Source organism: Nocardia sp. NPDC004718 (assembly GCF_053601535.1).
In genome coordinates this window covers 92,647-104,258 of sequence record NZ_JBSGCA010000027.1, presented here as the reverse complement: position 1 = coordinate 104,258, position 11,612 = coordinate 92,647, and the positions used below count along the sequence as shown (strand labels likewise).

Below are 11,612 nucleotides of genomic sequence, written 5' to 3'. Positions count from 1 at the left end.
GCGAGACCTCCCCGCGCCGGGGGGGGGGGGGCGCCCCGCGCCCCCCCCCCCGGCCGCATCCGGCCACCGACCCCGGTCGGGGCAGGCGGATCGGCGTCGACGTCGGCAGTGTCCGGATCGGGGTCGCCGCGAGCGATCCCGACGGCATCCTCGCCACCCCGGTGGAGACCGTGCCGCGCGCGAAACCGTCCCGGCGATCGGCTCCCGCACCCGATATCGAAAGAATTGCCGAAATTGTGCGGGAGTACGAGGCAGTCGAGGTAATCGTCGGATTGCCGCGAACATTACGCGGGGAGAAAGGCACTGCGGCTACGCTGGCCAGCGCATTCGCTGAGCGATTGCGGGCTGCTGTCGGTCCGGTGCCGGTCCGGCTTTCCGACGAACGTTTGACTACGGTGTCAGCTGCACGTGCATTGCGGGACAGTGGAGTTCGCGCGCGTGGCCAGCGGCAGGTGATCGATCAGGCGGCGGCCGTGTCGATCCTGCAAGGATGGTTGGACGAACGGAGTGCGGTGTTGAGGTCGGTGGAAGCGGGACGTCCTGCGTCGTCCGGGGACGATGCATGACGGATCGGTGGGCGCGGGCCGAGGAACTGTTCCGACAGCGCGAAGCTGATCGGCGTTACCGGAGAGACGACCAGGCCTGGGGCGAGTACGACGGCGACCGGTACGACGACTACGACGACGACGACACGACCGTCATCCCCCGCTACGTCGACGACGAGGAAGAGCCGGAGCCCGCTCCGCCGCCACCGGCCCCACGGCGTGGCGGACAGCGCCCCAGGACGACGCGTGTCGAGGAGCCGCGCCGCTCGAAGCGCGTGGAGTCGAAACGCGCCCGGCCCGAGCGCTCCGGCCGCTCCCAGCGCGGCAAGCGATCCAGGGTCGCCTCTCGCAAAGCCGCCGAGCGCAAGAAGCGCCGCCGCAACCTATGGTTCGTCGCGGGTGTCTTCATCCTTCTCTTCGCCGGCGCCGTGATCTTCGCCGGGATGAAGCTGGTCGCCAGTATGGCTCCGCCGAAAGACTTCGCGGGGCCAGGGGGACCGCTGGTGGTGGTGCAGGTGCATCCGGGCGACACCTCCCAGCAGATCGCGGCGACGATGGTCGAGCGCGGCGTCGTGGCGAGCTCGGCCGCGTTCTTCCAAGCGGCCGTACGCAATTCGAACATGAACGCGGTGCAGCCCGGCTTCTACGCGATCCCCAGCCAGAGCCCGGCCGCCGAGGCGGTGTCGGCGCTGGTGAGCAAGTCCTCGCGGGTCGGCAATCTGGTCGTCTCCGAGGGACGGCTGCTGCACGACCAACACGACATGAGCACCGGCGGGCGGTACGACGGCATCTACCGCAAGATCGCGGAGGCCAGCTGCATCGGCACCGGCACCAATCAGAAGTGCGTGAGCTACGAACAGCTCGATGCCGCGGGCGCGAGCCTGGACCTGGCCGCGCTCGGAGTGCCGGCGTGGGCGATCCAGGGTGTCAAGGACTGCCCGGACCGGACACGGCAGCTGGAAGGCCTGATCGCCGCGGGCACATGGGATTTCGATCCGAGCGGGACGCCCGCGGAGATCCTGCGGCAATTGGTGACCGCGAGCGCGAAGAGCTATGAGTCCACCGGACTGCTGCAGTCCGGCGCCGACACGAAACTGACGCCGTACCAGACGCTGGTCGCCGCCTCGCTGGTAGAACGCGAGGCGAAGCCCCAGGACATGGGCAAGGTGGCACGGGTGATCGTGAACCGGCTGCGGGTCGATCAGATGCTGCAGTTCGACTCGACGGTGAACTACACCCTGGATCGCACCGAGGTGGCGACCACAGACGCCGACCGCGCCCAGGAAACCGCCTGGAACACCTATGCGATGCGTGGCCTGCCCAAGACCCCGATCGCCGCGCCGTCGTTGAACGCTCTGCGTGCCATGGAGAATCCGGAGCAGGGCCCGTGGCTGTACTTCGTCACCGTCGACAAGCAGGGCACCACCCTGTTCACCGACGACTATCAGGAGCATCTGCGCCTGATCGCACGGGCGCAGCGCAGCGGCATCCTCGACAGTTCCAAGGACAGCGGTGGCCGGTAATCGCAAGGCGGCGGTGCTCGGAAAGCCGATAGCGCACTCGCGATCGCCACAGCTGCACTCGGCCGCGTACCGCGCGCTCGGACTGGACTGGAGCTACGAGCGCATCGAATGCTCGGCGGAGCAGCTGCCCGGGCTGGTCGACGGGCTCGGGCCGGAATGGGTCGGGCTTTCGGTGACCATGCCCGGCAAGGAAGCGGCACTGGCCTACGCCGATGAGCGCACCGACCGGGCCGTGCTGGTCGGATCGGCCAACACCTTGGTCCGTCGCGACGCGGGCTGGCTGGCCGACTGCACCGACGTGGACGGTGTCCTCGGAGCGCTCCGCGGCGGTGGTGTCACCGACCTGACCGAGGGCGTGGTGCTGGGGGCGGGCGGCACCGCGCGGCCCGCCCTGCTGGCGCTGTCGGAGCTGGGCGCGAAGTCGGTGACCGTGGTCGCCCGGGACGCCGGACGGGCGCGCGGCGCGCTGGAACTCGCCGAGCGGCTTGGGATGATCGCGTCGCTGGCCGGTTTCGATGCCGGGGCGCTGCGTCCGATCTGCGCGGCCGCGGGAGCCGTGGTGAGCACCATTCCCGCCACGGCGGCGGCGGTGATCGCCCCCGCGGTAGCCGAGGCGCCGGTGGTGCTCGACGCGATCTACAACCCCTGGCCCACCCCGCTGGCCGAGGCGGTGGCCCGGTCCGGGCACACGGTGGTCAGTGGTCTGCAGATGCTGCTGAACCAGGCGTATGGGCAGGTCGAACTGTTCACCGGGCAGGCAGCGCCGCGCGCGGAGATGGCGGCGGCGCTGGACGAAGGGCGTCGTTAGCCTTCTCACCAGCGGTGCGTCTCTGCCCTTTCCGCTGCCGTGATCGCCGGTTATGCTGTCGTCCAACGCGTTTCAACGGGAGGGGTAGCGTTGTGTCGATTCGACTCGGAGTCACCGTCGCGATGGGGATCGCGGCATCCGCGTTCGTCTTCGCCGGACAGTCGGCGGCGAAAGCCGATGGCTGCGCATCGGCGCAGCCGACTTGGGGGTTCCAGTGCGTGGCCGCGGCGTCGAACGTCTCGCTGGCGAACTGCATGAAAGAGGCACCGCTGTGGCACAAAGACGGGAAGTGCATTCAGCGGAACGACGGTAGCGGCAGGTACGACCTGTGGATTCCGTCCAACTGAGACACGCAGGGCCGTAGTCGCTGCCGAGAAACACGGCTATGGTGTTTCGCATGAATGCTTGGTTGTTGCGGGCCGTCGTGCTCGGCGCGCTGGTGGTGGCGCTGCGTGCCGGGCTCGGGTTCGCGATGGTGTACTGGCCGACGCACGGGGCACTGATGCGCATCCTGTGCCTGGTCGTGCTGGTCGCGGCCATCGCGGCCTGGGGTGTGCTGGACGGTCGCAGGGACCGCGTCAAGAGCGGGGACGCCGAACGCGGCGCCGATCTGACCATGATGTGGCTGAAGGCCGCCGTTGTGGGTGGTGTCGGCAGCGGCCTGGCGTCCTGGATCCTGGACTGGGCTCCCCGGTTCGATCTGGGTGACAACGGCCTGCTGTTCGAACTCACGGCGGGCGCGGCGTTCATCATCCTGCTGATCTTCGTGCCCGCGCTGATCGGTGTCGGCGTCGGCCGGATGCTGGCCGAGCGGCAGAACGGCAAGGGGCGCTCCACCCCGCCGTCGCTGTACTCCGCCGCGGGCAGCGCGATCTGATTCCACGAAAAAATGGCGCGCCCGCAGCGGGCGCGCCATTTTTTTCGTCTCTCGTGCCCGACGCGGGCTAGAGCAGCACCGCGCCGCCGCTCGGACTGTCCTCCCGGGCGATCGCCGAGTAGGCGGCGGCCAGCAGGGCGGGATCGGGTCCTTCCAGGCGTCCGGGTTTGGCCAGGCCGTCGAGCACGACGAAGCGCAGCACGCCGGAGCGGGTCTTCTTGTCCGTCTGCATGGCGTCCAGCAGCTGTGGCAGCGCGTCGGCGTCGTAGCTGGTCGGCAGGCCGACGGCGGACAGGATCGCGCGATGACGGTCGGCGGTGGCGTCATCGAGACGACCCGCGAGACGACCGAGCTCGGCGGCGAACACCAGTCCGACGGAGACCGCGGCGCCGTGCCGCCACCGGTAACGCTCCCGCCGTTCGATCGCGTGCCCCAGGGTGTGACCGTAGTTCAGGATCTCGCGGAGGCTGGATTCCTTCAGATCGGCGGCGACGACGTCGGCTTTCACCTGGATCGCGCGACGGATCAGCTCCGGCAGCACCTCGCCGGACGGGTCGAGGGCGGCCTCCGGGTCGCGCTCCACCAGCTCCAGGATCACCGGGTCGGCGATGAAACCGGCTTTGATGATCTCCGCCATGCCCGCGACGATCTCGTTGCGCGGCACCGTCTCCAGGGTGGCCAGGTCGACCAGCACGGCGGCCGGCTCGTGGAAGCAGCCGACGAGATTCTTGCCCGCCTCGGTGTTGATGCCGGTCTTGCCGCCGACCGCCGCATCGACCATCGCCAGCAGCGTGGTCGGCACGTGCACGATCCGCACCCCGCGCATCCAGGTGGCGGCGACGAAACCGGCCAGATCGGTCGCCGCGCCGCCGCCGAGGCTGACCACGACGTCGTTCCGGGTCAGGCCGATACGCCCCAGCACCTCCCAGCAGAAGCCGGCGACCGCCAGTTCCTTGCCCGCCTCAGCGTCCGGGATCTCGATCCGGTGCGCGTCGATACCGGTGTCGGCCAGCGCCTTTCGCACCACTTCGGCGGTCTCGGTGAGCGGCGGCTGATGGAAGACGGCCACGGTGCGCACACCTTTGGTCGCGCTGTGGACGGACTCGACGAGTTCGCCGAGCAACCCGCGGCCGATGATCACCTGGTACGGGTCGGCGGTCCGGACTTCGAGACGACTCGGCTCTGTCACGTGGCTTGCTCCGATTCTGTTGGTGCTGTTGTCGACTGCTGCCGCGCCCGGGAGCGGGCGCGGCGTGCGCGGGCGCGCCGGGATCGGCTGCCCGCCGCCGTCTCCCCGTTGCCCGCCCCGCCCTCGGCGCCGGGTTCGCTCGTGCCGCTCCTGCGGCTGCGCCGGGAGCGCACGGTGGCGGTCACCGCCGCTTCCGCCGCGGCGCCGGTCGCGTTGTCGGTGGTCTCGGACTGATCGGCCGTCTTGCGCCGCGCCGCCCTTGCCCTCGCACGTCGGCGGGCCCGGGATCGGCTGCTGCCCTGCGGGATTCCGCTCGGCGGCGGCCGGAGATCCGTTTCGGCCGGTTCGACCGGCTCCATACCGAGCTTGGTCATGATCATCCGCACCACGCGGCCGGGACTGCGGCCGTCGGTACGAACCCGGACGGTGGCCACTTCCCGGTACAGCGGCCGACGGGTACGCATCAGTTCCCGATATTTCGCGCCGGGGTCGGCACCGTTGAGCAGCGGCCGCTGCGTGCTCGCGCCGGTGCGCCGAAGACCCTCCGCGACACTGATCTCCAGGTAGACGACGGTGCGGCCGTGCAGGAGCGCCCTGGTGTGCTCGGACAGCACGGCACCGCCGCCGAGCGAGACCACGCCGCGTTCGGCGAGGACGGCGCGGCGCACCACCCGCTCCTCGATCTTGCGGAATTCGGGCTCACCGTCTTCGGCGAATATCTCCGGGATCGTGCGACCGGTCTCCCGCTCGATGCCGGCATCGGTGTCGTACAGCTCGACGCCGAGTTCCCTGGCGAGCTTGCGGCCGATCGTGGATTTCCCCGCCCCCGGCGGTCCGACCAGCACCACGCGCGGGGCGCGCGGATCGGTCTGCACGATCATTGCGACCGACTGTCCGCGGGCACGTGCGGGCGAGTGCTGATGCGCTTGACGTAGCTGGTGATGTTCTCGACGGTCTCGGTGAGCGAGTCGCCGCCGAACTTCTCCAGCGCGGCCTGCGCGACGACCAGCGCCACCATGGATTCGGCGACCACGCCCGCGGCGGGCACGGCGCACACGTCCGACCGCTGATGGATGGCGACGGCCTCGTCGCCGGTGGTCATGTCGACGGTGGACAGCGCGCGCGGCACCGTGGAGATCGGCTTCATGGCCGCGCGCACGCGCAGCGCCTCGCCGTTGGTCATGCCGCCTTCCAGGCCGCCGGCGCGGTTGGTGGAACGCAGCACGCCGTCGGGGCCGGGGCGCATTTCGTCGTGCGCCTGGCTGCCGCGGCGGCGCGCGGTCTCGAAACCGTCGCCGACCTCGACGCCCTTGATGGCCTGGATGCCCATCAGTGCGGCGGCGAGCCGCGCGTCCAGCCGGTTCTCGCCGCTGGTGAACGAGCCGAGGCCGACCGGAAGTCCCTCCACGACCACCTCGACAACGCCACCGAGGGTGTCGCCGTCCTTCTTGGCGGCCTCGATCTCCGCGATCATCGCGGCTTCGGCGTCCTTGTCGAAGGCACGCACCGGGCTCTCGTCCACCGTGGCGAGATCGGCGGCGCCCGGCACGAGGCCGGAAGTGTTCTGCGCCGTGCCGATCGACACGACGTGCGAGACGACCTCCGCGCCGAACGCCTGGCGCAGGAAATTGCGCGCGACGGTGCCCGCCGCGACGCGCGCGGCGGTCTCCCTGGCGCTGGCGCGCTCGAGCACGTTGCGGGCGTCGTCGAAGTTGTACTTGAGCATGCCGGAGTAGTCGGCGTGCCCGGGCCGGGGCCTGGTCAAGGGTGCGTTGCGGGCCAGGTCGGCGAGTTCGGCCGGATCGACCGGGTCGGCGGACATCACCGTGGTCCACTTCGGCCACTCGGAGTTGGCCACCTCGATGGCCACCGGGCCGCCCATGGTGCGCCCGTGCCGCACGCCGCCGATGACGGTGACCTTGTCGGCCTCGAACTTCATCCGCGCGCCGCGACCGTAGCCGAGCCTGCGACGGGCCAGCTGCGCGGAGATCTCGTCCGACGTGACCTCGACGCCTGCCACCATCCCCTCCAGGAGGGCGACGAGAGCGGGACCATGGGATTCTCCGGCAGTTATCCAACGCAGCACATTGTTCATCTTCCCATGTCGACGCCCGTGCTCCGGAACGTGGCCCGCCGTGACGAACCGCACGCCGGGGAGCCGGGGTACCGCGGGCCGAGGCGCTCAGCGGGCTATGACGATGGGGCGGTCCACCGAGCGGAGCAGCGCGTCACCGACCGAGCCGGACAGCAGCCGCCGCAAAGTGCCTCGGCCGCGGTTGCCCACCACCAGCAGCTGTCCGTCGCGGGAGCGTTCGAGCAACCCTCGCTCCGGACGGTCGCGGACGACCTCGCGCCGGATGGTCAGCTCCGGGTACTGCTCCTGCCAGCCGGCCAAGCCGGTCGCGAGCAACGCCTCCTCGGTCCGACGCAGGGCGGTCCAGTCGGTGCCGATCGCGGCCAGCGGCTCGACCTCGCCCCAGGTGTGCACGGCCACCAGTTCGACCCCGCGGAGCGACGCCTCGGCCGCGGCGACCCCGATGGCGGCCTGCTCGGCGGTGGAGCCGTCCACGCCGACGATCACCGGGCCGGTGGTCGCCCGGTCCCACAGCGGCGTCTCGGCGGGGACCACCGCCACGGGGCATTCGGCGTCCCTGGCGACGGCGGTGCTGACCGAGCCGAGGAGGACGCGCTGGACGCGGCCGATCCCGCGCGTGCCGACCACGAGCATCGCCGCGCTACGGGAGCGCTCGATGAGTGCGGTGGCGATGTGCGCGGTGCGGATCTCGGTGCCGATGGTGATGTCGCGCACGGTGTGCGCGGCCGCCACGGCGGCGTCCGCCGCGCGCTCGATCGCCTCGTCCGCCTCGCGCACCCGCAGCAGCGCCGCCGGACGCGGGGGATCGTCGTCGTCGGAGCCGAGCGAGGACTCCACGACGAGCGAAATGTGCAGAGGAGCGTCGTGCAGCGCGGCGGTCTGCGCCGCCCAGCGGACCGCGACGATCGATTGTTCCGAACCATCGGTTCCCACGACGATCGGTCCCCGCGACGGATGCCTCGGATTCACTGGGCGGCTCCTTCTCGACGCTGCTTCCGCTGTACTGGCGCACTCGAGGGACGACTTCTCCGAGGTGCCGCAGCTCGAGCGCTGACGCGGCGGCGGCGGCTCGGAAAGTCGTTGCCCGCGATTGATACTACCGATGAATTGCTATCGATTTGCTGGCTTTCTGCGGCGCTCAGCGCGGTCCGGCGGCGTTCTGGTGGTGTCGGGCGGAGCGGACTCAGGTCGAGTCGAAGGCCGACGACAGCAGGGCCAGCAATGTCGCCAGGCACATCGCGGGGCCGTGCGGCACGGTGAGCGCGCTCTCGCCCGAGTCGGCGGTGCGGGAGCCGAATGCGCGTTGGCAGACCAGTGCTCCGAGCGCGACGCATGCGGTGAGCGCCGGTGCTCCGAGTGCCGCCCAAACCCACGGACGGGCGCCGCCCAGGGCGGTCGCCCCGCCCAGCATCACCGCGAGCTTGACGTCGCCCGCGCCCAGCGCGGCGGGTGCGGCGAGGTGCACCAGCAGGTACGGCGCCGAGAGCAACAGCGCGCCCAGCAGTGCGGTGGTGAAATGCTTTGTGTGCAGGGCATATCCGAGGACGGCCAACGCTCCAGAGCCGGTCAGCCGGTTCGGGAGGCGTCCTTCACGCAGGTCGAACGTCGTCAGTGCCGCGCACCAGACGGTGAGCGCGGCGCACGCGAGTGGAGTCATGGCTCCACCTTCGCCCGGTTCCGGCGCGGGTCACCCGCTCCGGCCCGGAATGTGCACAACCGGTTCGGGTGTGAACAGGCGATGGGTCAGTAGGCCTCTGACTGTCGAGAAATGCTGTGCCGCAATCTTTTTGAGCGAAAATTGATGATTCGACAGCAGTGCACGGCCATGCCGATCACGTGTTGGCTGTCGGTGTGCGGTGTGTCGGCGGTAGTTTTGACACATGCGTGCTGATCACCAGGGTCATGTGCCGGACTACGCGGCGCGGCGTGGCGCGCTGCGCAGCCTTCTGGTGGAGAACGGGGTGGACGCCCTGCTGGTCACCGACCTGGTGAACATCAGATATCTGACCGGGTTCACCGGCTCCAACGCGGCGTTGCTGGTGCATTCCTGGGACACGCGCGCCGCCGAGGACCGGACCGTGATCGGCACCGACGGCCGGTATCGGACCCAGGTCGCCGAGCAGGTTCCCGATCTGCGGGCCGAGATCGCGCGCGCCGCCGCTCGGCGGATCGTGCAACTGGCCGGGGAGTGGCAGGTCGGCCGGGTGGGTTTCGAAAGCCATGTGGTCACCGTCGACCAGCATCGCGGTTTCCTCGAACAGCGCACCGGCCTGGACTTCGTCGCCTCGCCCGGGCTGGTGGAGCAGTTGCGCATGGTCAAGGACGCCTACGAAGTGGAGCAGTTGCGGGCGGCCTGCGCGGCGGGCGATGCCGGCCTGGCCGCGCTGCTGCAGCACGGCGGACTGCGTCCGGGCCGTACCGAGCGTCAGGTGGCCAGGGAATTGGAATGGGCCATGTTCGAACACGGCGCCGAAGCGGTTTCGTTCGAGACCATCGTGGCGACCGGCGTGAACTCGGCTGTCCCGCATCACCGCCCGACCGACGCCGTGCTGGCCGCGGGTGATTTCGTCAAACTGGACTTCGGGGCGGTGGTGGGCGGCTACCACTCCGACATGACCCGCACCTTCGTGCTCGGCGCGCCGACCGACTGGCAGCGCGAGGTGTACGCGTTGGTCGCCGAGGCGCAGCGGGCCGGGCGGGAGGCGCTGCGCCCGGGGGTCCCGGTATCCGACGTGGACGCCGCGTCGCGGGCGGTGATCGAGGCCGCGGGGCACGGCAAGTTGTTCGTGCACGGCCTCGGCCACGGGGTCGGTCTGCAGATCCACGAAGCGCCCGGAATCGCGAAAACCGGAACCGGTACACTTCTGACTGGCGTGGCGGTGACCGTCGAACCAGGTGTGTACTTTCCCGGCCGCGGCGGGGTCCGGATCGAGGACACGCTCGTGGTGCGCGAAGGGGGCCCGGAGCTGCTCACCCACACCACCAAAGACCTGACCGTCGTCGACTGACGCCGGTCTGCCCGAGACCAAGCGGTAGAACGAGGAGATCCGAAGACAGTGGCGGACACCAGCGACTTCAAGAACGGCCTTGTGCTGAAGATCGACGGTCAGCTCCAGCAGATCACCGAATTCCAGCACGTCAAGCCGGGCAAGGGCCCCGCGTTCGTGCGGACCAAGCTGAAGAACGTCGTGTCCGGCAAGGTGGTCGACAAGACCTTCAACGCCGGTGTGAAGGTGGAGACCGCGAACGTCGACCGCCGCGACATGACCTACCTCTACCACGACGGCACCGACTACGTCTTCATGGACGGCGAGACCTTCGACCAGATCTCCATCGCCGAGGAGACCATCGGCGACGGCGCCCGCTTCCTGCTGGAGAACATGACCGTGCAGGTCGCCACGCACGAGGGCGCGCCGCTGTACGTCGAACTCCCGGTCTCGATCGAGCTCGTGGTCCAGCACACCGACATCGGCCTGCAGGGTGACCGCTCCACCGGCGGAACGAAGCCCGCCACTCTGGAGACCGGCGCCGAGGTGCAGGTCCCGCTGTTCATCAACACCGGCGACAAGCTGCGCATCGACTCGCGCGACGGCAGCTACCTCGGCCGGGTCAACGCCTGAGCCGCGGGCCGGCCGATTCTGGAATGATGTGACCGTGGCTGACCAGCCCGTGGACAAGAAGTCCACGTACAAGAAGCTCGGCGCGCGGCACAAGGCGCGCCGCCGTGCGGTCGACCTGCTGTTCGAGGCGGAGGCCAGGGACGTCGACGCCGCCGATCTGCTCGACGAGCGCGCCGAGCTCGCCGCCCGCGACCAGTCGGTCGCGCCGGTGCACGCCTACACCCGGACATTGGTCGAGGGTGTGGCCGACGATCTCGACCGGGTGGACGGAACGATCGAGTCGTACTTGCAGGACTGGACCTTGTCGCGGCTCCCGGCCGTGGATCGCGCGATCCTGCGCATCGCGGTCTGGGAGCTGTTCCACGCGAGCGACGTGCCTCCGGTCGTCGCCGTGGACGAGGCGGTGGAGCTGGCCAAGGAGCTGTCCACCGACGACTCCCCGTCCTTCCTCAACGGTGTGCTGGGGCAGGTCGTCCTGGTGGCGCCGCAGGTGCGCGCCGCCGCTGCCGCGACGAGGGCCCCCCGCCCGGAGTCCGAGGCGTGAACAAGTACCTCGTCCTGGCGATGCGCACACCGCGCTTCGATACCGCCGTGATCGAGCCGCACCGGCAGTTCCTGCAGTCGCTGCAGGATCTGGGGCGATTGCAGGAGAGCGGCCGCTTCACCGACGGCACCGGAGGCGCGTACATCATCTACGCCGAAAGCCTCGACGCCGCAAGGGAAATTGTGTTCACCGATCCGGTGCACACCACCGGGTCCTCGGAACTCACGATCTACGAGTGGGAAGTCACGGCGCCGAGCTGACTTCGACTGCGCGTCGGAGCCTGCGCGGGCTTCCCGGCTCGGTTCGCTTTCCTGCGCGGCAGCGTGAGGCCGGGCAACGCGACGTCCGTGCAACTCCTACCGGAGACCGCGCATGGCTCCCGCTGGTGGGTGTACGGATGCCCAGCGGGAG

Annotated in this window: 14 protein-coding genes; 9 read left to right on the top strand and 5 right to left on the bottom strand. The window is 69.9% G+C overall.

Annotated features, from left to right (window positions below):
• The 5 genes from ruvX to ACWEH3_RS21485 all read left to right on the top strand — a co-directional run.
• A partial coding sequence (gene ruvX, locus ACWEH3_RS21505; protein WP_452358374.1) for a Holliday junction resolvase RuvX occupies positions 1-566 on the top strand: 566 nt, incomplete at its 5' end.
• Positions 563-2,068 (top strand): endolytic transglycosylase MltG, encoded by a 1,506-nt coding sequence (mltG, locus tag ACWEH3_RS21500; protein WP_450015622.1) that lies wholly within the window; start codon positions 563-565, stop codon positions 2,066-2,068. The genes ruvX and mltG, both read left to right, overlap by 4 nt.
• Positions 2,058-2,876 carry a shikimate dehydrogenase gene (locus ACWEH3_RS21495; RefSeq protein ID WP_450015624.1) on the top strand — a complete coding sequence of 273 codons (819 nt, stop codon included), beginning with the start codon at positions 2,058-2,060 and terminating at the stop codon, positions 2,874-2,876. Before mltG ends, ACWEH3_RS21495 begins: the two co-directional genes overlap by 11 nt.
• 92 nt (positions 2,877-2,968) lie before the next feature.
• Positions 2,969-3,223: a hypothetical protein gene (locus ACWEH3_RS21490; RefSeq protein ID WP_450015626.1), complete on the top strand. Its 255-nt coding sequence runs from the start codon at positions 2,969-2,971 to the stop codon at positions 3,221-3,223.
• Positions 3,224-3,273: 50 nt separating this feature from the next.
• Positions 3,274-3,753, top strand: a complete 480-nt coding sequence (locus ACWEH3_RS21485) for a B-4DMT family transporter (protein ID WP_450015628.1) — start codon at positions 3,274-3,276, stop codon at positions 3,751-3,753.
• 67 nt (positions 3,754-3,820) lie between these two features.
• Here ACWEH3_RS21485 and aroB read toward each other — a convergent pair whose 3' ends face one another.
• The 5 genes from aroB to ACWEH3_RS21460 all read right to left on the bottom strand — a co-directional run bounded on the left by aroB (position 3,821) and on the right by ACWEH3_RS21460 (position 8,694).
• Positions 3,821-4,942, bottom strand: a complete 1,122-nt coding sequence (gene aroB / locus ACWEH3_RS21480) for a 3-dehydroquinate synthase (RefSeq protein WP_355070584.1) — start codon at positions 4,940-4,942, stop codon at positions 3,821-3,823.
• Positions 4,939-5,823, bottom strand: a complete 885-nt coding sequence (locus tag ACWEH3_RS21475) for a shikimate kinase (RefSeq protein ID WP_450015631.1) — start codon at positions 5,821-5,823, stop codon at positions 4,939-4,941. The genes aroB and ACWEH3_RS21475 overlap by 4 nt, the downstream gene beginning before the upstream one ends.
• Positions 5,820-7,028 (bottom strand): chorismate synthase, encoded by a 1,209-nt coding sequence (gene aroC / locus ACWEH3_RS21470; protein ID WP_450015820.1) that lies wholly within the window; start codon positions 7,026-7,028, stop codon positions 5,820-5,822. Before aroC ends, ACWEH3_RS21475 begins: the two co-directional genes overlap by 4 nt.
• A 96-nt stretch (positions 7,029-7,124) precedes the next feature.
• Entirely contained in the window at positions 7,125-8,006 is an 882-nt protein-coding gene (locus ACWEH3_RS21465) for a universal stress protein (RefSeq protein WP_450015633.1), read from the bottom strand.
• A gap of 214 nt (positions 8,007-8,220) precedes the next feature.
• A complete protein-coding gene (locus ACWEH3_RS21460; RefSeq protein WP_450015635.1) occupies positions 8,221-8,694 on the bottom strand; it encodes a prepilin peptidase in 474 nt (157 codons plus the stop codon).
• 223 nt (positions 8,695-8,917) lie between these two features.
• Between ACWEH3_RS21460 and ACWEH3_RS21455 the strand changes: the two genes are divergently transcribed.
• Genes ACWEH3_RS21455 through ACWEH3_RS21440 form a run of 4 tightly spaced genes read left to right on the top strand, consistent with a single transcriptional unit; the run spans position 8,918 to position 11,461 of the window.
• Positions 8,918-10,045 (top strand): M24 family metallopeptidase, encoded by a 1,128-nt coding sequence (locus tag ACWEH3_RS21455; RefSeq protein ID WP_450015637.1) that lies wholly within the window; start codon positions 8,918-8,920, stop codon positions 10,043-10,045.
• A 48-nt stretch (positions 10,046-10,093) separates the two neighbouring features.
• Positions 10,094-10,657: an elongation factor P gene (gene efp, locus ACWEH3_RS21450; RefSeq protein ID WP_355070592.1), complete on the top strand. Its 564-nt coding sequence runs from the start codon at positions 10,094-10,096 to the stop codon at positions 10,655-10,657.
• Positions 10,658-10,691: 34 nt separating this feature from the next.
• Positions 10,692-11,201 (top strand): transcription antitermination factor NusB, encoded by a 510-nt coding sequence (nusB, locus tag ACWEH3_RS21445; protein WP_364425835.1) that lies wholly within the window; start codon positions 10,692-10,694, stop codon positions 11,199-11,201.
• Positions 11,198-11,461, top strand: a complete 264-nt coding sequence (locus ACWEH3_RS21440) for a YciI family protein (protein WP_450015640.1) — start codon at positions 11,198-11,200, stop codon at positions 11,459-11,461. Before nusB ends, ACWEH3_RS21440 begins: the two co-directional genes overlap by 4 nt.
• The last annotated feature ends 151 nt before the right edge of the window (positions 11,462-11,612 follow it).

What these genes read in the sequence shown, in the direction of transcription:
- mltG (WP_450015622.1), top strand. Translation starts at nt 563, where the DNA reads ATGACGGATCGGTGGGCGCGGGCCGAGGAACTGTTCCGACAGCGCGAA.
- ACWEH3_RS21460 (WP_450015635.1), bottom strand. Translation starts at nt 8,694, where the DNA reads ATGACTCCACTCGCGTGCGCCGCGCTCACCGTCTGGTGCGCGGCACTG.
- ACWEH3_RS21475 (WP_450015631.1), bottom strand. Translation starts at nt 5,823, where the DNA reads ATGATCGTGCAGACCGATCCGCGCGCCCCGCGCGTGGTGCTGGTCGGA.
- ACWEH3_RS21485 (WP_450015628.1), top strand. Translation starts at nt 3,274, where the DNA reads ATGAATGCTTGGTTGTTGCGGGCCGTCGTGCTCGGCGCGCTGGTGGTG.
- ACWEH3_RS21455 (WP_450015637.1), top strand. Translation starts at nt 8,918, where the DNA reads ATGCGTGCTGATCACCAGGGTCATGTGCCGGACTACGCGGCGCGGCGT.